Raw genomic sequence first — 21,043 nt, forward strand, 5'->3', positions numbered from 1 at the left:
TCTCGGGCAACCTTACTTATCGTCAGATTCGCCCGAAACATTAGGGATTAGATCAGCAGTGCCTTCAACTTCGGCCTTCATGCGCTTGAGGCCCATGTGCCGCACGTCGGTGCCGCGCACCAGATAAATCACCAATTCCGAGATATTGCGCGCGTGGTCGCCGATGCGCTCCAGGGAACGCAGCACCCAGATAATGTTCAAGACCCGCGAGATCGAGCGCGGGTCTTCCATCATGTAAGTGGCCAGCTCGCGCAGCGCGGTCTTGTATTCGCGGTCGATGATCTTGTCGTACTGGGCCACCGACAACGCCAGTTCGGCGTCAAAGCGGGCGAAGGCGTCGAGGGCATCACGCACCATGTTGCGCACCTGATCACCGATATGGCGCACTTCCACGTAGCCACGGGGCGCCTCACCCTCTTCGCACAGCTGGATGGCGCGGCGGGCAATCTTGGTGGCTTCGTCACCGATGCGCTCCAGGTCGATCACCGACTTGGAAATACTGATGATCAAACGCAGGTCCGAGGCCGCCGGCTGGCGGCGGGCAAGAATGCGTAGGCACTCTTCGTCGATATTGCGTTCCATCTGGTTGATCTGCTCATCAATCTCGCGCACCTGCTGGGCCAGGCCCGAGTCGGCCTCGATCAGCGCGGTGACCGCATCGTTGACTTGCTTCTCCACCAGCCCGCCCATCGCCAGGAGGTGGCTGCGCACTTCCTCAAGCTCGGCATTGAACTGCGCGGAGATGTGGTGGGTAAGGCCTTCTTTGCTAATCATGTTGGCGTCCTTGGAGCGTCCGGTAAGGTGCGGAGAACCGCAGCGTCAGTACAATCAGAACCACAGCTTCCTAGCCGTAGCGACCGGTGATGTAGTCTTCGGTCTGCTTCTTCGCCGGATTGGTGAACAGGGTGTCGGTATCGCCGAACTCCACCAGCTTGCCCATGTACATGAACGCGGTGTAGTCGGAAACCCGCGCCGCCTGTTGCATGTTGTGGGTCACGATGACGATGGTGAATTTGGACTTGAGCTCGTAGATCAGCTCTTCGACTTTCAACGTGGAGATCGGGTCGAGGGCCGAGCACGGTTCGTCGAGCAGCAACACTTCCGGCTCTACGGCGATGGTACGGGCGATCACCAGACGCTGCTGCTGGCCGCCGGACAAGCCGAGTGCCGATTCGTGCAGGCGGTCCTTGACCTCGTCCCACAATGCCGCACCCTTGAGCGCCCACTCAACCGCTTCGTCGAGGATGCGTTTCTTGTTGATGCCCTGGATACGCAGGCCGTAGACCACGTTTTCGTAGATGGTCTTGGGGAACGGGTTTGGCTTCTGGAACACCATGCCCACGCGGCGACGCAGCTCGGCCACGTCTTCGCCCTTGCGGTAGATATTGGTGCCGTAGAGGTTGATCGCACCTTCCACGCGGCAACCGTCCACCAGGTCATTCATGCGGTTGAAGGTACGCAGCAACGTGGACTTACCGCAGCCCGACGGGCCGATGAAGGCGGTCACGCGTTGCTTGGGGATGTTCATGCTGACGTCGAACAGCGCTTGTTTATCGCCGTAGTAGAGGCTCAGGCCCGGTACTTCGATGGCCACGGTTTCCTGGGCCAGGCTCAGGCTCTGCTTGTCGCGACCCAGGGCAGACATGTTGATGCCGTGGGATTGGGTTTCGTGTTGCATGGGATGCTCCCTGTGCTACCAATTCATTGTGTGGGAGCGGGCTTGCTCGCGAAGGCGTCGTATCAGTCGCCAGGTGTGCTGAATGACACACCGCTTTCGCGAGCAAGCCCGCTCCCACATTTAATTCGCGTTCACTTCAATTAACTGTCCAACGCCTTGTACTTCTCGCGCAGGTGGTTACGAATCCACACCGCCGACAGGTTGAGCGTGGCGATCACCAGTACCAGCAGCAAGGCAGTGGCGTACACCAACGGCCGTGCGGCTTCGACGTTGGGGCTCTGGAAGCCGACGTCATAAATATGGAAACCCAGGTGCATGATCTTCTGGTCCAGGTGCAGGTACGGATAGTTACCGTCCAGCGGCAGCGACGGCGCAAGCTTCACTACACCCACCAACATCAGTGGTGCCACCTCACCGGCGGCACGCGCCACGGCGAGGATCATGCCGGTCATCATTGCCGGGCTGGCCATCGGCAGCACGATCTTCCACAGCGTTTCCGCCTTGGTCGCGCCGAGTGCCAGGGAGCCTTCACGCACGGTGCGGGGAATGCGCGCCAAGCCTTCTTCGGTGGCCACGATCACCACCGGCACCGCCAGCAGGGCCAGGGTCAGCGAGGCCCAGAGCAGCCCCGGCGTACCGAAGGTCGGCGCCGGCAGGGCTTCAGCGAAGAACAGACGGTCGACCGAGCCCCCCAATACATACACGAAGAAGCCCAGGCCGAAAACGCCGTAGACGATAGCCGGTACACCGGCCAGGTTGTTCACGGCGATGCGGATGATGCGGGTCAAGGTGTTCTGCTTGGCGTACTCACGCAGGTACACCGCGGCCAGTACGCCAAACGGGGTCACGATCATTGCCATGATCAGGGTCATCATCACGGTGCCGAAGATGGCCGGGAAGATCCCGCCTTCGGTGTTGGCTTCCCGTGGGTCATCGCTGAGGAATTCCCAGACCTTGCTGAAGTAGAAGCCGATTTTGGTCATGGTGCCCATGGCGTTCGGCTGGTAGGCGTGCACCACTTTGCCGATGCCGATTTCCACTTCCTTACCGTTGCCGTCGCGTGCGGTGAGGGCGTCGCGGTTGAACTGTGCGTGCAGGTCGGCCAGGCGCGCTTCGATGTCCTGGTAGCGGGCGTTCAGCTCAGCGCGGTCGGCGTCCATGTCGGCCTGGGCGGCTGCGTCGAGCTTGCCTTCCAGTTCCAGTTTGCGACCGTGCAGGCGGATGCGCTCCAGTCCTGCGTTGATCGCGCCGATATCGGATTTTTCCAAGGTCTTGAGCTGAGCGGCGAGCTTGTTCACACGCTCGACACGCGCCTGCAGTTCCGGCCACGCAGCTTCGCCTTCAGCGATAACCTTGCCATCCTGCTTGACGTTGACCAGGGTGCCGTAGAAGTTGCCCCACTCACGACGCTCGATGGCCATCAGGTTCGCAGGCTTGGTCTGGTCCTTCAGCCACTCGCCGACGATCCAGGTGAAGTCGTTTCCATTCAGGTCGCGGTTGCCGACCTTGATCAGCTCACGGGTCATGAATTCCGGGCCTTGGTCCGGCACCGGCAGGCCCGCGCTTTTCAGGCGCTCACGCGGCACTTCTTCTTTCTGCACCACTTCGCCGATCACGATGTGGTTGGCCTGGCCAGGCACGTTGTAGTTGGCCTGGATCAGGTCGGCCGGCCAGAAATGGCCCAGGCCCCGCACCGCAATCACAGCCAGCAAACCAATGGTCATGATGACCGCGATGGACACCGCGCCACCGCTGATCCAGACGCCGGGGGCGCCGCTCTTGAACCATCCATTCAGGGAGTTCTGTTTCACAGACTTCTACCTTTCTTAAAGCGACGAGTATTTCTTGCGCAGACGCTGACGAATCAGCTCGGCGAGGGTGTTCATGATGAAGGTGAACAACAGCAGCACCAGCGCCGAGAGGAACAGCACGCGGTAATGGCTGCCGCCCACTTCCGACTCGGGCATCTCCACCGCAACGTTGGCCGCCAGGGTGCGCAGGCCCTCGAACAGGTTCATCTCCATCACCGGAGTGTTGCCGGTGGCCATCAGCACGATCATGGTCTCGCCCACGGCGCGGCCCATACCGATCATCAGCGCCGAGAAGATGCCCGGGCTGGCAGTGAGGATGACCACGCGGGTCATGGTCTGCCACGGCGTGGCGCCCAGGGCCAGGGAGCCCAGGGTCAGGCCGCGTGGCACGCTGAACACGGCGTCTTCGGCGATGGAGTAGATGTTCGGGATCACCGCAAAACCCATGGCCAGGCCGACCACCAACGCGTTGCGCTGGTCGTAGGTAATGCCCAGATCGTGGGAGATCCACATGCGCATGTCGCCGCCGAAGAACCAGGTTTCCAGGTACGGGCTCATGTACAGCGAGAGCCAGCCCACGAACAGGATCACCGGGATCAGGATCGCGCTTTCCCAACCATCGGGAACGCGCAGACGGATCGATTCAGGCAAGCGGCTGAAGACAAAACCTGCGACCAGAATGCCAATCGGCAACAGCATCAACAGGCTGAAAATGCCCGGCAAGTGCCCTTCCACATACGGCGCCAGGAACAGCCCGGCGAAGAAGCCGAGGATCACCGTCGGCATGGCTTCCATCAGCTCGATCACCGGCTTGACCTTGCGGCGCAGGCTCGGTGCCATGAAGTAAGCGGTGTAGATCGCTGCGGCAACCGCCAGTGGCGCCGCCAGCAACATGGCGTAGAACGCAGCCTTCAAGGTACCGAAGGTCAGCGGGGCCAGGCTCATCTTGGGTTCGAAGTCGGTGTTGGCAGCTGTGGATTGCCAGACGTATTTAGGTTCGTCGTAGTTTTCGTACCAGACCTTGCTCCACAACGCGCTCCACGACACTTCCGGGTGCGGGTTATCGAGCAACAGCGGTTGCAGCTTGCCACCCGCCTCGACGATCACACGGTTGGCCCGTGGCGACATGCCGAACAAGCCCTGGCCGTCGACCACCGGGTCCACCAGCAAGGTGCGGTGGGCGGTGCTGTGGAACACGCCGAACTGGCCAGCAGCATCTAGGGCGGTGAAGCCTTTGCGGCGCTCTTCAGCGCTGATTTCGACGATGGGCGCAGTGCCCATCTGGAAGGTGCGGATCTGTTTCAGGCGCTGTTCGCCATCCGGGTCACGGGCCATGAACCACTGGGCCAGGCCGCCTTTGGAGTTACCCAGGATCAGCGAGATGCCGCCAACCAACTGGGTGCTGGCGGTGATTTCCGTGTCGGCGTCTTCCAGCAGTTTGTAGCGACCGTTGAGGCTCTTGTCGCGCAGGCTGAACACGTCGGCCAGGGCACGGCCGTTGATCACGTACAGCCACTGCTGGCGTGGGTCGATGAAGATCGCTTTCACCGGCTCGGTCATCTGCGGCAGTTCGACACGCTTCTGCTCGCTGGTGACTTCACCGGTCATCATGTTTTCTTCGCGGCTCAGGGTCAGCACGTTCAAGTGCGAACCAGCGGAACCTGCCACCACCAGGGAGGTGTCGGTGGCGTTGAGCGCGACATGTTCCAGCGCGCGACCGGCGTCATCCAGCACGATGGGCGTTTCGCCGTAGGGGTATTCGATTGCCGGGGTGATGGTTTTCTTGCCGTCCGGGTACGACACCTTATAGGTGTGGCGGAACACCAGGGACTGGCCATTGGACAAGCCGAGGATCACCAGCGGGCTGCCCGGCTGGTCTTCACCAATGGAAGCAACGCTGGTACCGGCGGGAATCGGCAGGTCGACACGCTTGAGCTCGGCACCGGTGTCCACGGCAAAGAACAACGCCTGGCCCTTGTCGGAGACCCGCATGGCGACTTGGTTCTGTTCTTCGAGGGAGATCATCAACGGCTTGCCGGCGTCCTGCATCCAGGCGGGCGTCAACGCGTCTTCCTTGGTCAACGAGGCGCCCTGGAACAGCGGCGCAACCACGTAGGCGAGGAAGAAGAAGATCAGGGTAATGGCAGCCAGCACGGCGAGGCCGCCGACCAGCACATACCAACGGGTGAAGCGATCCTTGAGCGCGCGGATGCGGCGCTTGCGTTGCAGCTCAGGCGTATTGAAATCAATGCGCTTGGGAGGGGAAGTCGTCGTCATGGTGGAATTGGCCAGATCATTCATGCGCACACCCTAGCGATCCTGTATGACAGAAAGATGACAGTGCAGTGACGCAACAAATCCGCCGCGAAGCAGGGCTGGCAGCGGATAAAAAATTCGGGATGTAACCGGGCTTGTGTGGGAGCGGGCTTGCTCGCGAAAGCGGTGTGTCATTCAACACATCGGGCGACTGACACGACGCCTTCGCGAGCAAGCCCGCTCCCACAGGGGCCCGGTATTACACCGGGTATCGCAGGCTTAGTTGCCTTCTTTCAAACCCAGGTCAGCCAGGGCCTTGGCGGCGACTTTGGCTGGCAGTGGGATGTAGCCGTCTTTGACCACGACTTCCTGGCCCTGCTTGGACAGCACCAGTTTCACGAACTCAGCTTCCAGCGGCGCCAGTGGCTTGTTCGGGGCTTTGTTGACGTACACGTAGAGGAAACGCGACAGCGGATACTTGCCGTTCAGGGCGTTTTCTTCGGAGTCTTCGATGTAGTCAGTGCTGCCTTTCTTGGCCAGTGGCACGGTCTTCACGCTGGCGGTCTTGTAGCCGATGCCCGAGTAACCGATGCCGTTCAGCGAGGAGCTGATCGACTGCACAACCGAAGCCGAGCCCGGTTGTTCGTTCACGTTTGGCTTGTAGTCGCCTTTGCACAGGGCTTCTTCCTTGAAGTAGCCGTAGGTACCGGATACCGAGTTACGCCCGAACAGTTGCACTGGCTTGTTGGCCAGGTCGCCGGTCACGCCCAGGTCGCCCCAGGTTTTCACATCGGCCTTGGCGCCGCACAGACGCGTCGAGGAGAAGATCGCATCGACCTGTTCCATGGTCAGGTGCTGGATCGGGTTGTCCTTGTGCACAAATACCGCCAGGGCATCCACCGCAACCGGGATTGCCGTTGGCTTGTAGCCGTACTTCTGCTCGAAGGCCGCCAGTTCGGTGTCCTTCATCTTGCGGCTCATCGGGCCCAGGTTGGAGGTGCCTTCAGTCAACGCAGGTGGCGCAGTGGCAGAGCCGGCAGCTTGAATCTGGATGTTGACGTTCGGGTATTCCTTTTTGTAACCCTCGGCCCACAGGGTCATCAGGTTAGCCAGGGTATCGGAGCCGACGCTGGACAGGTTGCCCGACACACCAGTGGTCTTGACGTAAGCCGGGATTGCCGGATCAACACCAGCGGCCACCGCGTTGGCGGTCGCAACGCCAGCAGCGACAAAAGTCATTGCCGCCATCAAACGTTTCAGTTTCATGCCTTGCTCCTAGCAGATAGGGATAATTGGATCGGGGCCAAGTATCGGCAGGCCGTGTGAACACTCTATGTCTGAAATATGACAATTAGATGAAAGGCCACTATCTGAATGTGCAGGCTTCAGCGACCGCGTTTCCACAAATACCCGCCTACCAGCATCCCCATCACGCATAGCACGGCTACGTAATAAGCCGGGCCCATGGGGCTCTCCTTCATCAGCAGCGACACCGCCAAGGGCGTCAACCCGCCGAACACGGCATAAGCAACGTTGTAGGAGAACGATAGACCGCTGAAGCGCACCACCGGCGGGAAGGCTTTGACCATCACGTAGGGCACCACACCGATGGTGCCGACAAACAGGCCAGTCAAGGCATACAACGGGAACAGCCAGTCCGGGTGGGCCATCAGGCTGTGATACAGCGTCCAGGAAGTCGCCAGCAGCAGTGCGCAACCGGTTACCAGCACGCGGCCGGCGCCAAAACGGTCGGCCAGGGCACCCGAGGCGATGCAGCCCAGGCTCAGGGTCACGATGGCCAGGCTGTTGGCTTGCAGCGCAACCGTAGGGCTGAAGTGGTAGATGGTTTGCAGCACGGTCGGGGTCATCAGGATGACTACCACCACGCCGGCCGACAGCAGCCAGGTCAGCAGCATCGACAACACAATGGCGCCACGGTGATCGCGCAACACGGCGCGCAACGGCAGTTCAGCGGCCAGGCTTTTGCGTTGCTGCATCTCGGCGAAGATCGGGGTTTCATGCAGCCAGCGACGCAGGTACACCGACAGCAGGCCGAATACGCCACCGAGCAGAAACGGGATACGCCAGGCGTAATCAGAGACCTGTTCCGGTGTATAGGCCGTATTAATAGCGGTGGCTACCAGCGAGCCCAGCAGAATACCGGCGGTGAGGCCGCTGGTCAGGGTGCCGCAGGCGTAGCCGATGTGGCGCGGCGGGACGTGCTCGGAGACGAACACCCAAGCGCCTGGTACTTCGCCGCCAATCGCTGCGCCCTGGATGATGCGCATCAGCAGCAACAGGACCGGCGCCCACAGGCCGATCTGTGCGTAGGTCGGCAGCAGGCCCATGATCAGGGTCGGCACGGCCATCATGAAGATGCTCAGGGTGAACATCTTCTTGCGGCCCAGCAGGTCACCGAAGTGCGCCATGATGATGCCGCCCAGGGGACGCGCCAGGTAGCCGGCCGCGAAGATGCCGAAGGTCTGCATCATGCGCAGCCATTCGGGCATGTCGACAGGGAAGAACAGTTTTCCGACCACGGTCGCGAAAAACACGAAGATGATGAAGTCGTAGAACTCCAGCGCCCCACCCAGGGCAGACAGCGACAGGGTTTTGTAGTCGTTGCGGTTAAGCGGTCGTGCGGGCGGCGCAATGCTTGAAGGCACTGTGGTCATGGCAAGGCTTCTCTTATTAGTCAGATCAGGAATCCGCAACAGCGTGGGTTTGCGCCTGGCAGGTCCGGCACGATAGCAAATTGCCCGGAAAAGCACAGTCCAAACCCTTGCGCCGCATCAGCGCCACCTCGCAAGCATCCCCACTTGCGAAGCGACTTATTCCCTTCCCGAATTATTATGGGGGGCCGAAAACGCCATCAAATACTGACGGCCAGCGCTAAAAAGAAACAATGGTCAAACCCCTCAACTTGAATGACCGTTTTGGCCAATTTTTTGACGCCTGGAAACTCGTCTATATAGATGCACAAAATCAGGAGCAGATGGTCGTCGCGCAGGCTATCGACCGATATACTCCCAGCCCTGCACCTGTCTATTGCGTGGAAGTTGCGCGAAACCGTCGTTGGCACCGGCCAGCCGATTTCGCAGAGTTTCCCTCAAGGCGCCTTTCGAAAAACGTGACGAACGTAGTATGTTCGGGGCTGAATCGTTTTTCCAAGACGGCTATTCACCGATTACATAGTCCAAGAGTCACGGGTCAGAGGCACCCCCGGCATGATCGAACTCGAACAAGAAGATCCTATCCCGCAAGGCGATCTCGCCCTGCAAATCACCGCGCTTCCGCGTGAAACCAACGGCTTTGGCGATATCTTCGGCGGCTGGTTGGTCGCGCAGATGGACCTGGCGGGCACGGCAATGGCCAGCAAGGTCGCCGGTGGGCGCGTGGCCACCGTGGCCATTGATCGCATGGCGTTCCTGGTGCCGGTGGCCGTGGGTGCGCAGCTTTCCTTCTATACCCAGGCCCTGGAAATCGGCCGCAGCTCGATCCAGATGATGGTCGAAGTGTGGAGCGACGATCCGTTGTCCAGCGAATGGCGCAAGGTGACCGAAGCCGTATTTGTGTTCGTCGCCATCGATGGCAGCGGCCGCACGCGCTCGGTACCGTCACGGGCGCGTTAAACCTCGCCGGGTTTTAACGGTCAATTGCCCCATTGCCTGCCATTAAGAGAGCTTTGTCATGCCTACGCCCCACGTTGAGACGGTAAAAATCGACGAGCTGGACTGCTGGCGCATCCGCCACAACGGTGCTGAGCTGATGGTGGCCCAACAGGGTGCGCATATCTTCAGTTACCAGCGCGAGGGCGAACAGCCGCTGATCTGGCCGAACCCCGAGGCCGTGTTCAAGCAGGGCAAAGGCATTCGTACCGGCGTACCGGTGTGCTGGCCGTGGTTTGGGGTGTTCGACCGCAACCCGCAAAGCGTCAAAGCCATGCGCCAGAGCGATCAGCCTGCCGGCGCCCACGGTTTTGTGCGCACCGCGCGTTGGGAGCTGGCCACCACCGAACTCGACGGCCAGACGCTGCGAGTGGACCTGGTATTGCCGGTGCCGGCGGGCGGCTTTCCAGGCTGGCCCCATCAGGTAGACCTGACGCTGAGCCTGCTGCTGGACGAGCACCTGCATATCCGCCTGACCAGTCACAACCGTGGCACCGACACCGTGACCCTCAGCCAGGCATTGCACACCTACTTCGCCGTGAGCGATGTGCGCAAGGTGCAGGTCGAGGGCCTGGATGGCGTGGATTACATCGATACCGCCGATGGGTGGGCCGAGAAGCAGCAAGCCGGGCTGCTGCACTTTCGCGCCGAAACAGACCGCATTTACCTGAATACGCCTGCACAGTTGAATATCGTTGATAGCGACTGGCAGCGCCGTATCCAGCTCACCAGCGAAGGCTCCAAATCCACCGTGGTCTGGAACCCCTGGACCGAACGCGCCAAGGCTTTCGACGATATGGCCGATGACGGCTGGCAGGGTATGTTGTGCATCGAGACAGCGAATGTGCTGGATGATGTGGTGAACCTGGCGCCCGGCGAAAGCCACACTCTGGGCGTAAGCATCACCGCGATCACCCTGTAGTAAATTGTAGGAGCGAGCTTGCTCGCGAAAAACCCACAGACGCCGCGTTTATTCAGGAAACACGCGTTATCGTTGACGTTTTTCGCGAGCAAGCTCGCTCCTACAGGGGGTCAAGGGCCTGCCCCCCTCGCACATTGGATATGTGTTGTGGCTTAGAGATCAGACTCCTTCACCACCCGCACCTTCCCCGCCTCCAGCGCATACGCGGCATCCGCCAAGTCATTATTGACCTTCTCCACCTTCAACGTGCCCGTGACCCACAGCGGCGTGTAGATATCATCCAGCTTCAGCCCCTTGGGATAGCGCACCAGCACCAGTTGGTTAGGCGGCGGTGGCGGCACATGGATGCAGGCGCCCGGATACGGGACCAGAAAGAACAACGTGCTGCGGCCTTTTGCGTCGGTTTCCAACGGCACCGGATACCCACCAATGCGGATATTCTTGCCGTTCATGGCCGCCACGGTCTTGGTGGAATACATCACCGCAGGCAGGCCCTTGCTCTGCTTCAAGCCACCCTTTTCGGTGAACGTGCCTTGGGCTTCGGGGGAGTTGTGGTCGATCTCGGGCATGGCCTCGAGGGCTTTCTGATCCGACAGCGGCATCAGGTCGAGCCAGTCGGTTTCCGGCAGTTCGCCAGCGTGCGCCAGGCCAGAGCCCAGCAGAAGAAGCGTAAACAGAAGACGGCGCATGGAGAGGCTCGGCAAATACAAGTGCCGAGCATTCTAGCCCTCTGCGCCTGCGCAGCGCAGAGGACTTTGTCGGCTGATTACTTCTTTTTGACCAGGCCGTAGATCACCAGCAACACGATGGCACCTACCAGCGCGCCGATGAAGCCTGCGCCCTGGCCTGCCTGGTAGATCCCCAGGGCCTGACCGCCGTAGGTCGCGGCCAGGGAACCGGCGATACCCAGCAGGATGGTCATGATCCAGCCCATGCTGTCGTCGCCAGGCTTGAGGAAGCGCGCCAGGAGGCCGACGATCAAGCCGATAAAGATGGTTCCGATGATACCCATGGCATTTCCCTCTGATTGGTATGAGTCATGCCAAAGCCTAGTCAGGCTTTGGCATCCTGCAATCAGAGAGACGCAGAACCCCAATGGTTCCCGCCAGGGCCAGGCTTATTGTTCGGCGATCAGCGCTTCAACCTTGAGGATCTGCGCCTGCAGCGTCGCACGGTCCTTGCAACGCAGGTTGGCGTGGCCGACCTTGCGCCCGGCCTTGAAGGCCTTGCCGTAGTGATGCACGTGGCAATCGTCGATCGCCATCACGCGCTCTACCGGCGGCACAGAACCGATGAAGTTGAGCATGGCGCTCTCGCCGATCTTGGCCGTGGAGCCCAACGGCAAGCCCGCCACCGCCCGCAGGTGGTTTTCGAACTGGCTGCACTCGGCGCCTTCGGTGGTCCAGTGCCCGGAGTTGTGCACACGCGGGGCGATTTCGTTGGCCTTCAGGCCACCGTCGACTTCAAAGAACTCGAACGCCATCACGCCGACATAATCCAGTTGCTTGAGGACGCGGCTGGAATAATCTTCGGCCAGGGCCTGCAGCGGGTGGTCGGTGCTGGCCACGGAAAGCTTGAGAATGCCGCTGTCGTGGGTGTTGTGCACCAACGGGTAGAAGCGGGTTTCACCATCACGGGCCCGCACGGCGATCAGCGACACTTCGCCGGTGAACGGCACAAAGCCTTCCAGCAGGCAGGCGACGCTGCCCAGCTCGGCAAAGGTACCGACCACATCGGCGGCGGTGCGCAGGACTTTCTGGCCCTTGCCGTCGTAACCCAGGGTGCGGGTTTTCAACACCGCCGGCAGGCCGATGCTGGCGACTGCGGCGTCCAGGTCGGCCTGGGACTGGATATCGGCGAAGGCGGGGGTCGGAATGCCCAGGTCCTTGAACATGCTCTTTTCGAACCAGCGGTCGCGAGCGATGCGCAAGGCTTCGGCGCTCGGGTACACCGGCACGAACTGCGACAAGAAGGCCACGGTTTCAGCCGGGACGCTTTCGAATTCGAAGGTCACAAGGTCGACTTCATCGGCCAGTTGGCGCAGGTGGTCCGGGTCGCTGTAGTCAGCGCGCAGGTGTTCACCCAGGGCCGCAGCGCAGGCGTCCGGCGCCGGGTCCAGGAAAGCGAAGTTCATCCCCAGCGGCGTACCCGCCAAAGCCAGCATGCGGCCCAGTTGGCCGCCACCGATTACACCGATCTTCATCAATAACAACCTCAGGCGATGCGTGGGTCTGGATTGTCCAGCACGCTGTCTGTCTGCTCAGCACGGAATTTTTTCAGCACCGCATGAAACTGCGGGTGCTTGGCGCCCAGGATGCTGGCCGACAGCAAGGCTGCGTTGATCGCGCCGGCCTTGCCGATCGCCAGGGTTGCCACCGGGATGCCGGCCGGCATCTGCACGATGGACAACAGCGAATCCACGCCCGAGAGCATCGACGACTGCACCGGCACGCCAAGTACGGGCAGGTGAGTCTTGGCCGCACACATGCCAGGCAAGTGCGCAGCGCCGCCAGCACCGGCGATGATCACCTCGATGCCACGGGATTCTGCTTCATCGGCATACTGGAACAGCAAGTCCGGGGTGCGGTGGGCGGAGACCACCTTCACTTCGTACGGAATGCCGAGTTTTTCCAGCATATCGGCGGTGTGGCTAAGGGTGGACCAATCGGACTTGGAGCCCATGATCACGCCAACCAATGCACTCATCGTCGTGCCTCTTCTCTCTGGGCGCCCGCAGGCGCGTCAAAAAACAACAAGCCACGCAGGAAATCCGGCGTGGCTTGGTGTACGAATTAAGGCCGGTTGGACCGGCCGAAGGCCGCGCAGTATACCGTAATAATCCAGATAAACAGCCCCTGGGATGACCATCTGTCATTCCTAGCTACCGAGCGATTTATTGACTCTAAGGTCAGCCTCTAACGCACGTCAAAGCAAGACACTCACGTCCGCTCGCCAAACCGACGTACCGTCCAGAATTAATTACCGCCAGAGGGAACGCCCTCATTCAATAAACTCACCGGCATCCTGATTCACTATCAATTACTTTTAACTTCTTGAAGGATTAAAGGATGACTCAGACAATCGAAAGTACATCCAAAAAAGATATTACAATTATCGCTGTTATTCATAATGACGTGGCACAGTCCAAACGAAAAACCATTTACGCTGATTATTTTCACGCCGTCGCAAAAGAGCTGGAGAGCTTCGCAGAGCGGAAAATCAATGTCGTCTTCGCGCAGGGCGACCCCCAAAGCAGCATGGAATACAAAGGTGATGATTTTGATGACGCTGCAACACGCTGGGCAACTCTCGGCGCTAAAATTCTCGAAGAAATGACGAAAAACGGCTTAAAAACCAATGAATTGACCAAAGTCGTTCTCGTTACCAACGACAAATTAAACGATAGAGTTTTAGGCGCCGCGAGGACATATGGGGAAAGCAAAGGCGGAACATTCGCCATCGCTTCATTGGTCTCGCCAGAAGTCGTCGCGCATGAGATCGGTCATTTACTAGGGGCCAAACATGACGACTCTGAAGTGCATATCAAGCGCCGCTGGGCCAGTGGTATTAAGCTCCTTGAGGCTTGGCGGCTATTCGGAAGCTGGTACGAGGACATTAAGACTTATACCTATATGGCACCCCACAGTAGCAGTTCCACCACTTACACTTTCAGCCCCGCCAATCGGCAAAATATTAAGAATTATCTGGCCAGTAAAGATTAATACCAACTGCGCTTTTACCGTTTTACTTCCATCAGTTCGAACAATCACTGACCTGCCTCCGCTCATGCGGAGGAACTCACTGCGATGCCACTCTCGAGCTTGCGCCACAACAACCGCACATTCGCCTTGCGCACCAACGCGCAGCGATACAAGCGAATCTCCAGCGGCACATGCCATTGCGGCCCGCCGCACACCACCAGTTCGCCGCGTGCCAACTCCGCACGTACGCTCAACTGCGGCACCCAGGCGATACCCAAGCCTTCGAGCGCCATGCTCTTGAGGCTGTCGGCCATGGCGGTTTCGTAAATGGTCGTAAAGCGCAGGGCACGCTGGCGCAGCAGCAAATTCACCGAGCGGCCCAGGAACGCGCCGGCGCTGTAGGCCAGCAGCGGCACACTGCCCTCGCCTTCCAGGTCGAACAGCGGCTTGCCATCGGCATCGGCGGCACACACCGGAAGCATTTCGGTGTTACCCAGGTGCAGCGACGGGAAAATCTCGGCGTCCATTTGCATCGCCGCGTCCGGGTCATAGAACGCCAGCATCAGGTCGCAACCGCCTTCGCGCAGGGCGTGCACGGCGTCGCCGACGTTGGTGGCCACCAGCCGCGTGGCAATGTTCAGCCCTTCGTTGCGCAACTGCGCGATCCAGCGTGGGAAGAACCCCAAGGCCAGGGAGTGGGCGGCGGCCACTTGCATGACTTCGCCCTGCCCGCCTTCCAGATGATGCAAATGGCGCAGCACTTCGCCCAGCTGTTCGACCACCGTGCGCGCCGTCACCAGAAACAACTGCCCGGCCGCTGTCAGCTCCACCGGCGTGCGTGAACGGTTGACCAGCGTCAGCCCCAACGCGGCTTCCAGGCTGCGGATACGCCGACTGAACGCCGGCTGGGTGACAAAGCGCCGCTCAGCCGCCTGGGAAAAACTACGCGTCGCCGCCAGGGCGCTGAAGTCTTCCAACCACTTGCTCTCAAGGTTCATCACTGCCTCCCACGGAATGCACCATTTTGGCACACACGCCCGCCAAGATAACCGGGTCACATCCACATTATGCCGTTTGTGCATAGGCCAGTGTTTAACAGCATTGGCCCAAAAAGTTCTACAAGCCTAGCATTCGCAGCGTTCCGGCCAGTCCCGGGTCCATATTGAGATGATTTCCGTCATGTCCTCTGCTGCATCTTTCCGTACCGAAAAAGACCTGCTTGGCGTACTCGAAGTACCGGCTCAAGCGTATTACGGCATCCAGACCCTGCGAGCGGTGAATAACTTCCGTCTCTCGGGCGTTCCGATTTCGCATTACCCGAAATTGGTGGTCGGTCTGGCAATGGTCAAGCAAGCAGCGGCTGACGCCAACCGCGAGTTGGGCCAGCTCAGTGAAGCCAAGCACGCTGCCATCAGCGAAGCCTGTGCTCGTCTGATCCGCGGCGATTTCCACGAAGAGTTCGTGGTGGACATGATTCAAGGCGGCGCTGGCACTTCAACCAACATGAATGCCAACGAAGTCATCGCCAACATCGCGCTGGAGGCCATGGGTCACCAGAAGGGCGAATACCAGTACCTGCACCCCAACAACGACGTGAACATGGCGCAGTCGACCAACGACGCCTACCCGACCGCGATCCGCCTGGGTCTGCTGCTGGGCCATGACGCGCTGCTGGCCAGCCTCGACAGCCTGATCCAGGCGTTCGCCGCCAAAGGCGCCGAGTTCAGCCATGTGCTGAAAATGGGCCGCACCCAATTGCAAGACGCCGTGCCGATGACCCTCGGCCAGGAATTCCGCGCGTTCGCCACCACCCTGGGTGAAGACCTGGCCCGCCTGAAAACCTTGGCGCCAGAGTTGCTGACCGAAGTGAACCTGGGCGGCACCGCGATCGGTACCGGCATCAACGCCGACCCGCGCTACCAGGCCCTCGCCGTACAACGCCTGGCCACCATCAGCGGTCAGCCGCTGGTACCGGCGGCCGACCTGATCGAAGCCACCTCCGACATGGGCGCTTTCGTACTGTTCTCCGGCATGCTCAAGCGTACTGCCGTGAAGCTGTCGAAGATCTGCAACGACCTGCGCCTGCTGTCCAGCGGTCCACGCACCGGCATCAACGAGATCAACCTGCCGGCTCGCCAGCCAGGCAGCTCGATCATGCCCGGCAAGGTCAACCCGGTGATCCCGGAAGCGGTCAACCAGGTAGCGTTCCAGGTCATCGGTAACGACCTGGCCCTGACCATGGCAGCCGAAGGCGGCCAACTGCAGTTGAACGTGATGGAGCCGCTGATCGCCTTTAAGATCTTCGACTCGATCCGCCTGCTGCAACGCGCCATGGACATGCTGCGCGAGCACTGCATCGTCGGCATCACCGCCAACGAAGCCCGCTGCCGCGAACTGGTGGAACACTCCATCGGCCTGGTCACCGCGCTGAACCCGTACATCGGCTATGAAAACGCCACCCGCATTGCGCGTATCGCGCTTGAAAGCGGGCGCGGCGTGCTGGAACTGGTGCGTGAAGAAGGCTTGCTCGACGACGCCATGCTCGACGACATCCTGCGCCCGGAAAACATGATTGCCCCACGCTTGGTCCCGCTGAAGGCCTAAGCGTTTGTTGCACCGCTCACCAGGCTGAGGGACTAGACACCTCTCACCTTTTGAGGGCTTGAAGACTCGTTCTTCAGGCCCTTTTTTTTGCCCGTAATTCCCCTCCTTATATAAAGCGCTGTTAATGCGTTTCACCTATAAAACATCACGTCTGCGGCGTTACTTGAAAAAGCATTGATTCATTGCAAGTTCCCATCGCGTGCACAAACGGTGTGCAGTTTCGTGCCATATAAAAACAATGGTTTCATATATGAAACGCTCAATAAGTAACCTTAGTCTCGCAACCAATTAATTTAAAAGGAAATTCAACAAAAATTTGTAGGAATTAACTCACTGGCATTGTTCATGCACTAAACGGCGTATCACCTATAAAACAGACCAGAGTACCTTCCTGATGGCTGTGAAAGAGATGTACGCCGTGACGCCCCAATGGAATACGCCCGCACTTAAGGAAGAGCTGGAGCCGACTGAAATTGAATTCCGTAATGTCGGTAAATGTTTCCCAGCCAAAGGTAAAACAGAAGCGCCATTTGCCATTCGCGATGTGAACTTCAAGATTCGTCGCGGCGAGGTCGTGTCGATCATCGGTCCGTCCGGCTGTGGCAAGAGCACCATCCTCAATATGGGTTCTGGCCTGTATCGGCCCACTGAAGGTGAAGTCTTCGTGGGCGGTGAGCCGGTGACCGGGCCTGTGCCACAGGTCGCGTTCATGCTGCAAAAAGATTTGTTGATGCCCTGGCGCAGCATTCGCCGCAACGTCGAACTGGGCCTGGAGATTCAAGGCGTGCCCAGCGCGACCCGGCAGAAGGTAGCCCTGGACTTGCTCGACCGTTGCCACCTCAACGGCTTCGCCGACCACTACCCATTCCAACTCTCCGGCGGCATGCGCCAACGCGCCGCCCTGGCACGCACCCTGGCCATCGACCCCCAGGTGTTGTTCCTCGATGAGCCGTTTTCCGCCCTCGACGCCCAGACCAAGATGATCCTGCAGCAGGACATGGCGCGGATGCTGTTCGACGAAAAGAAGACCGCGCTGTTCATCACCCACGACCTGATCGAGGGCATCGCCATGTCCGACCGGTTGCTGGTCATGAGCGCCCGCCCCGGCACCATCATCGAAGAAATCAGCATCGACCTGCCGTTTCGCGACAACCCGCTGGAGCGCCGCAAGCTACCGGAGATCGGCCCGCTGGTCGGTCGCCTGATGGAGCTGCTGCACGTCGGCGCCGACACCGAACTGCACTGATTACCGCGCTTGCGGCCCTCAACCGATTCAGGAGTTCCCATGCTCAAGTCTCTGTTCCAACGTTTTTGCGCGCTCAGCCTTGGCCTCGGCCTGACCTGCGCGGCCCAGGCGCAGCCGACCGACGTTACCTACCTGCTGCCGGCCCCGCCTAACTTGCCAGCCTTTGCACCCTGGATCATCGCCAAGGAAAAAGGCTACTACGCGGCCCAGGACCTGAACCTGACGTTCATTGCCGCCAAAGGTGGTGTGGATGTGGCCAAGCAGATCGGCGCCGGCAATGCCCTGCTCGGCGGCGCCATCGGCGACACGCCGATCATGGTGCGCGGCAACGGCATCCCGGTGCGCGCCGTGGCGGTGCTGGGCGCGGGCGGCGTGACCATGATCGCCACCCATTCCAAGGACAACATCAATAACGTCAGCGACCTCAAGGGCAAGACCATGACGGTGATGTCGTATTCCGACACCACCTACTACGCGCTGCTCGCTTCGTTGCGCAAGGCGGGCCTTGGCAAGAACGACGTGGATATCCAGGCCGCGGGGCCTGCCGGGGTCTGGCAGTTGTTCACGGCCAACAAGGCCCAGGCCATGGCCGGCGTGCCGGACTGGATGGTCACCGCCGAAGAAGCCGGCGCGCAGATCAAGCTGATTCCCCAGGAGCAGATCTTCGAAAGCATGGCCCAGGCCATCCTCGCCTCGGATGACGCCATCAAAAACCACCCCCAAGTGGTGCGCGGCGTGGTCCAGGCCACCCTCAAAGGCATGCACGACATTATCCAGGACCCGCGCGCCGCCGCCGTCACCTTTGCCAAGGCGGTGCCGACCTACGCCGGCAAGGAAGACTCACTGGAGAAGATCTTCAAGCTCTATGTCGAGCACGTCTACGCCAACCAGCGCGTACTGGGGCACATCGACCCCGAGCGCCTGGACAAGGTCCGCCAGTTCTACGTGAGCGAAGGCATCGTCCCTCGGGAAACCCCACTGGATGAGCTGTTCACCAACCAATTCGTCGACAGCCCGGTCGCCGCGCAATAGCGCACTGGATAACAAGGTACGCATACGATGAAAAACCTGAACCCCTCCGTGCTCGGTAGCGTTGCGCTGCTGATCCTGTTCCTGGCGCTTTGGCAGTGGGGCCCCGGGCTGCTCGGCATGCCCGAATTCGTCATGCCCAAACTCAGCCGCGTGGCCCAGGAAAGCCTGGTGATGTGGCACAGCGGCGGCCTACTGGAACACACCCTGATCACCGCCATGGAGATCGTCGTCGGCTTTGCCCTGGGCGCCTTGCTGGGCGTGATGATTGGGGTGTCCCTGGGCCTGTCGCCCGCGGCTGAAGCGATGCTGTCGCCCTATATCCTGGCGTTGCAGATTGCACCGAAGGTCGCCTTTGCGCCGCTGTTCGTGATGTGGCTGGGCTACACCATCTACCCGAAGATTCTGATCGCGATCCTGATCGTGTTTTTCCCGGTGATGATCAACGTGCTCTCGGCGATCCGGACGGTCGACCCGGACATGATCAACCTGGTGCGCACCATGAACGCCAGCCGCTGGCAGATCTTCCGCCTGGTGGAATTTCCTTCCGCCATGGCCGCGCTGTTTTCCGGCCTGCGCATCGCCTCCACCCTGGCGGTGATCGGCGTCACCGTCGGTGAGCTGGTCGGCGGTAACCAGGGCCTGGGCTTCCTGTTGGTGGACGCCGAGGGCCAAGGCAACACGGCCGGTGTATTCGTCGCCATCGTCATGCTCACCCTGATTGGGGTGGTCGCCTACGGCGCCGTGGTGTGGGCAGAAAAACGCGTCCTGCACTACATGCCCAAAGCCATGTTGAGCACGCAATGATGAACAACCAGAACCGTTTGCTCGAAGGTCGTCGCGTACTGGTAACCGGCGGTGCCCGCGGCCTGGGTTACGGGTTCGCCCAGGCCATCGGCCAGGCTGGTGCGCGCGTGGTGATTGCCGATGTGCTGCACGACCGTGTGCAACAGGCAGCCCATGAACTGCAGGCCCTGGGCCTGGACGTGCAGGCTGTCACGGTCGACCTGGCCCAGCCGGAGTCGATCCAGGCGTGCATCACCGCGACACTCGATGTGCTGGGCGGCCTCGATGGTCTAGTGAACAACGCCTCCATCACCAACTCCGGTGGCAAAGGCTGCGAAGACCTGAGCATCGACACCTGGGACCAGGTGATGCAGGTCAACGTGCGCGGCACCTGGCTGATGACCACCGCCTGCCTGCCGGCGCTGCGTGCCAGCGGCCACGGCGCCATCGTCAACCTGGCCTCCGACACCCCCCTGTGGGGCGCACCAAACCTGTTGGCCTACGTTGCCAGCAAGGGCGCAATCATCGCCATGACCCGCAGCCTGGCCCGCGAGCTGGGCGCCGACAACATCACCGTCAACGCCATCGCCCCTGGCCTGGTGCTGGTGGAAGCCACCGCCTACGTGCCCGAGGCGCGCCACCGGTTGTACAACGATCAGCGGGCGATCCAACGCCCGCAATTACCCGAAGACGTCAGCGGCGCCGTGCTGTTCGCGCTGTCCGACCTTGCCCGCTTCATCACTGGACAAACCCTGCCGGTCAACGGCGGGTTCGTCATGCCTTGATCTGGAGACTGTCATGACTGATCTATCTGCCCAAAACGACACCCCGAAAAGCTGGGACCGCCCGGCCGGCGCCAGCCTGGAAAGCTGGATGAACACCCGTATCGCCCGTTACGAAACACGCAAGTACGACTGGGATGCGCTGAAGTTCCAGGCCGACTACGACCCCAAGTTCCGCCGTGCACAAATGCGCTACATCGGCACCGGCGGCACCGGCATCAGCACCGACATGAACACCATCCCGTCGGAGCATTTCACCTTCTCCACCATGGTGATCCCGGCCGGCCACGAAGGCCCGCCGCACTTGCACATCGATGTCGAAGAAGTGTTCTTCGTGCTGCGCGGCAAGCTCAAGGTGGTGCTGGAAAAAGACGGCGAGCGCTTCGAGACCATTCTCACCGACCGCGACGTGATCTCCGTGCCACCGGGCGTGTACCGCGAGGAGATCAACATCGGCGACGAAGACGCGTTGATGTGCGTGATGCTCGGCGCGAAAAAACCCATCACACCGACCTACCCGCCAGAACACCCTCTGGCCTCGATCAAGCGCGGATAAGCCC

At 60.4% G+C, this 21,043-nt stretch carries 20 protein-coding genes and 1 pseudogene; 9 read left to right on the plus strand and 12 right to left on the minus strand.

Translation table 11 applies throughout. The features are described from left to right. Positions 1–12: 12 nt before the first annotated feature. The 7 genes and pseudogenes from phoU to N2A98_RS26595 form a co-directional block, all read right to left on the minus strand. The gene (gene phoU / locus N2A98_RS26565; RefSeq protein WP_003195624.1) at positions 13–774 is read right to left on the minus strand and encodes a phosphate signaling complex protein PhoU; all 762 of its coding nucleotides are present in this window, start codon (positions 772–774) and stop codon (positions 13–15) included. 70 nt (positions 775–844) lie between these two features. Beyond that, entirely contained in the window at positions 845–1,678 is an 834-nt protein-coding gene (gene pstB / locus N2A98_RS26570; RefSeq protein ID WP_003195626.1) for a phosphate ABC transporter ATP-binding protein PstB, read from the minus strand. Positions 1,679–1,818: 140 nt separating this feature from the next. Continuing rightward, entirely contained in the window at positions 1,819–3,489 is a 1,671-nt protein-coding gene (pstA, locus tag N2A98_RS26575; protein WP_003195629.1) for a phosphate ABC transporter permease PstA, read from the minus strand. A gap of 15 nt (positions 3,490–3,504) precedes the next feature. Beyond that, entirely contained in the window at positions 3,505–5,538 is a 2,034-nt protein-coding gene (locus N2A98_RS26580) for an ABC transporter permease subunit (protein ID WP_177345128.1), read from the minus strand. A gap of 367 nt (positions 5,539–5,905) precedes the next feature. Further along, a pseudogene (locus N2A98_RS26585) lies at positions 5,906–5,992 on the minus strand (DUF4381 domain-containing protein); the annotation flags it as partial. A gap of 32 nt (positions 5,993–6,024) precedes the next feature. Next, positions 6,025–7,011: a phosphate ABC transporter substrate-binding protein PstS gene (locus N2A98_RS26590; protein WP_003195633.1), complete on the minus strand. Its 987-nt coding sequence runs from the start codon at positions 7,009–7,011 to the stop codon at positions 6,025–6,027. A 119-nt stretch (positions 7,012–7,130) separates the two neighbouring features. Continuing rightward, positions 7,131–8,411: an MFS transporter gene (locus tag N2A98_RS26595; protein ID WP_177343002.1), complete on the minus strand. Its 1,281-nt coding sequence runs from the start codon at positions 8,409–8,411 to the stop codon at positions 7,131–7,133. Between the two features lie 561 nt (positions 8,412–8,972). Between N2A98_RS26595 and N2A98_RS26600 the strand changes: the two genes are divergently transcribed. Further along, positions 8,973–9,377, plus strand: a complete 405-nt coding sequence (locus tag N2A98_RS26600; RefSeq protein ID WP_003176975.1) for an acyl-CoA thioesterase — start codon at positions 8,973–8,975, stop codon at positions 9,375–9,377. A gap of 58 nt (positions 9,378–9,435) precedes the next feature. After that, positions 9,436–10,335: a D-hexose-6-phosphate mutarotase gene (locus N2A98_RS26605; RefSeq protein WP_275622822.1), complete on the plus strand. Its 900-nt coding sequence runs from the start codon at positions 9,436–9,438 to the stop codon at positions 10,333–10,335. 152 nt (positions 10,336–10,487) lie between these two features. Here the strand turns inward: N2A98_RS26605 and N2A98_RS26610 are convergent, their stop codons facing one another. The 4 genes from N2A98_RS26610 to purE all read right to left on the minus strand — a co-directional run bounded on the left by N2A98_RS26610 (position 10,488) and on the right by purE (position 13,041). After that, positions 10,488–11,024 (minus strand): DUF3299 domain-containing protein, encoded by a 537-nt coding sequence (locus tag N2A98_RS26610; RefSeq protein WP_078804058.1) that lies wholly within the window; start codon positions 11,022–11,024, stop codon positions 10,488–10,490. Positions 11,025–11,101: 77 nt separating this feature from the next. Continuing rightward, positions 11,102–11,347 (minus strand): GlsB/YeaQ/YmgE family stress response membrane protein, encoded by a 246-nt coding sequence (locus N2A98_RS26615; RefSeq protein WP_003195642.1) that lies wholly within the window; start codon positions 11,345–11,347, stop codon positions 11,102–11,104. Between the two features lie 105 nt (positions 11,348–11,452). Beyond that, on the minus strand, positions 11,453–12,538 hold the full coding sequence (locus N2A98_RS26620; RefSeq protein WP_044269947.1) for a 5-(carboxyamino)imidazole ribonucleotide synthase: 1,086 nt from the start codon (positions 12,536–12,538) through the stop codon (positions 11,453–11,455). Positions 12,539–12,549: 11 nt separating this feature from the next. Continuing rightward, positions 12,550–13,041 carry a 5-(carboxyamino)imidazole ribonucleotide mutase gene (gene purE, locus N2A98_RS26625; RefSeq protein WP_003195648.1) on the minus strand — a complete coding sequence of 164 codons (492 nt, stop codon included), beginning with the start codon at positions 13,039–13,041 and terminating at the stop codon, positions 12,550–12,552. Positions 13,042–13,403: 362 nt separating this feature from the next. Here purE and N2A98_RS26630 point away from each other — a divergent pair, with 362 nt between their 5' ends. After that, positions 13,404–14,057 carry a reprolysin-like metallopeptidase gene (locus tag N2A98_RS26630; protein WP_275622823.1) on the plus strand — a complete coding sequence of 218 codons (654 nt, stop codon included), beginning with the start codon at positions 13,404–13,406 and terminating at the stop codon, positions 14,055–14,057. Between the two features lie 62 nt (positions 14,058–14,119). Here the strand turns inward: N2A98_RS26630 and N2A98_RS26635 are convergent, their stop codons facing one another. After that, the gene (locus N2A98_RS26635; RefSeq protein ID WP_032894486.1) at positions 14,120–15,034 is read right to left on the minus strand and encodes a LysR substrate-binding domain-containing protein; all 915 of its coding nucleotides are present in this window, start codon (positions 15,032–15,034) and stop codon (positions 14,120–14,122) included. Positions 15,035–15,215: 181 nt separating this feature from the next. Between N2A98_RS26635 and aspA the strand changes: the two genes are divergently transcribed. From aspA to N2A98_RS26665, 6 genes are all read left to right on the plus strand, one after another. Further along, positions 15,216–16,640 (plus strand): aspartate ammonia-lyase, encoded by a 1,425-nt coding sequence (gene aspA, locus N2A98_RS26640; protein WP_003195657.1) that lies wholly within the window; start codon positions 15,216–15,218, stop codon positions 16,638–16,640. A gap of 409 nt (positions 16,641–17,049) precedes the next feature. After that, positions 17,050–17,886 carry an ABC transporter ATP-binding protein gene (locus tag N2A98_RS26645; RefSeq protein ID WP_050499539.1) on the plus strand — a complete coding sequence of 279 codons (837 nt, stop codon included), beginning with the start codon at positions 17,050–17,052 and terminating at the stop codon, positions 17,884–17,886. A gap of 39 nt (positions 17,887–17,925) precedes the next feature. Further along, the gene (locus tag N2A98_RS26650; RefSeq protein ID WP_003195661.1) at positions 17,926–18,918 is read left to right on the plus strand and encodes an ABC transporter substrate-binding protein; all 993 of its coding nucleotides are present in this window, start codon (positions 17,926–17,928) and stop codon (positions 18,916–18,918) included. 27 nt (positions 18,919–18,945) lie between these two features. Next, complete coding sequence (locus N2A98_RS26655; RefSeq protein ID WP_032894483.1) at positions 18,946–19,722, plus strand: ABC transporter permease; 777 nt, start codon at positions 18,946–18,948, stop codon at positions 19,720–19,722. Next, positions 19,719–20,486, plus strand: coding sequence for an SDR family oxidoreductase (locus tag N2A98_RS26660; protein WP_275622824.1), 768 nt, complete (start codon positions 19,719–19,721; stop codon positions 20,484–20,486). The genes N2A98_RS26655 and N2A98_RS26660 overlap by 4 nt, the downstream gene beginning before the upstream one ends. 13 nt (positions 20,487–20,499) lie before the next feature. Continuing rightward, on the plus strand, positions 20,500–21,039 hold the full coding sequence (locus N2A98_RS26665; RefSeq protein ID WP_014720525.1) for a cupin domain-containing protein: 540 nt from the start codon (positions 20,500–20,502) through the stop codon (positions 21,037–21,039). Positions 21,040–21,043 lie beyond the last annotated feature (4 nt).

Source organism: Pseudomonas sp. FJ2-5-13, assembly GCF_029201605.1.
GTDB classification, from domain to species: Bacteria; Pseudomonadota; Gammaproteobacteria; order Pseudomonadales; family Pseudomonadaceae; genus Aquipseudomonas; species Aquipseudomonas lactis.

What these genes read in the sequence shown, in the direction of transcription:
- N2A98_RS26605 (WP_275622822.1), top strand. Translation starts at nt 9,436, where the DNA reads ATGCCTACGCCCCACGTTGAGACGGTAAAAATCGACGAGCTGGACTGC.
- N2A98_RS26665 (WP_014720525.1), top strand. Translation starts at nt 20,500, where the DNA reads ATGACTGATCTATCTGCCCAAAACGACACCCCGAAAAGCTGGGACCGC.
- pstB (WP_003195626.1), bottom strand. Translation starts at nt 1,678, where the DNA reads ATGCAACACGAAACCCAATCCCACGGCATCAACATGTCTGCCCTGGGT.
- N2A98_RS26660 (WP_275622824.1), top strand. Translation starts at nt 19,719, where the DNA reads ATGATGAACAACCAGAACCGTTTGCTCGAAGGTCGTCGCGTACTGGTA.
- N2A98_RS26655 (WP_032894483.1), top strand. Translation starts at nt 18,946, where the DNA reads ATGAAAAACCTGAACCCCTCCGTGCTCGGTAGCGTTGCGCTGCTGATC.
- N2A98_RS26650 (WP_003195661.1), top strand. Translation starts at nt 17,926, where the DNA reads ATGCTCAAGTCTCTGTTCCAACGTTTTTGCGCGCTCAGCCTTGGCCTC.
- N2A98_RS26580 (WP_177345128.1), bottom strand. Translation starts at nt 5,538, where the DNA reads ATGCAGGACGCCGGCAAGCCGTTGATGATCTCCCTCGAAGAACAGAAC.
- aspA (WP_003195657.1), top strand. Translation starts at nt 15,216, where the DNA reads ATGTCCTCTGCTGCATCTTTCCGTACCGAAAAAGACCTGCTTGGCGTA.
- N2A98_RS26590 (WP_003195633.1), bottom strand. Translation starts at nt 7,011, where the DNA reads ATGAAACTGAAACGTTTGATGGCGGCAATGACTTTTGTCGCTGCTGGC.
- phoU (WP_003195624.1), bottom strand. Translation starts at nt 774, where the DNA reads ATGATTAGCAAAGAAGGCCTTACCCACCACATCTCCGCGCAGTTCAAT.
- N2A98_RS26600 (WP_003176975.1), top strand. Translation starts at nt 8,973, where the DNA reads ATGATCGAACTCGAACAAGAAGATCCTATCCCGCAAGGCGATCTCGCC.
- N2A98_RS26645 (WP_050499539.1), top strand. Translation starts at nt 17,050, where the DNA reads ATGTACGCCGTGACGCCCCAATGGAATACGCCCGCACTTAAGGAAGAG.
- N2A98_RS26615 (WP_003195642.1), bottom strand. Translation starts at nt 11,347, where the DNA reads ATGGGTATCATCGGAACCATCTTTATCGGCTTGATCGTCGGCCTCCTG.
- N2A98_RS26635 (WP_032894486.1), bottom strand. Translation starts at nt 15,034, where the DNA reads ATGAACCTTGAGAGCAAGTGGTTGGAAGACTTCAGCGCCCTGGCGGCG.
- N2A98_RS26630 (WP_275622823.1), top strand. Translation starts at nt 13,404, where the DNA reads ATGACTCAGACAATCGAAAGTACATCCAAAAAAGATATTACAATTATC.
- purE (WP_003195648.1), bottom strand. Translation starts at nt 13,041, where the DNA reads ATGAGTGCATTGGTTGGCGTGATCATGGGCTCCAAGTCCGATTGGTCC.
- N2A98_RS26620 (WP_044269947.1), bottom strand. Translation starts at nt 12,538, where the DNA reads ATGAAGATCGGTGTAATCGGTGGCGGCCAACTGGGCCGCATGCTGGCT.
- N2A98_RS26610 (WP_078804058.1), bottom strand. Translation starts at nt 11,024, where the DNA reads ATGCGCCGTCTTCTGTTTACGCTTCTTCTGCTGGGCTCTGGCCTGGCG.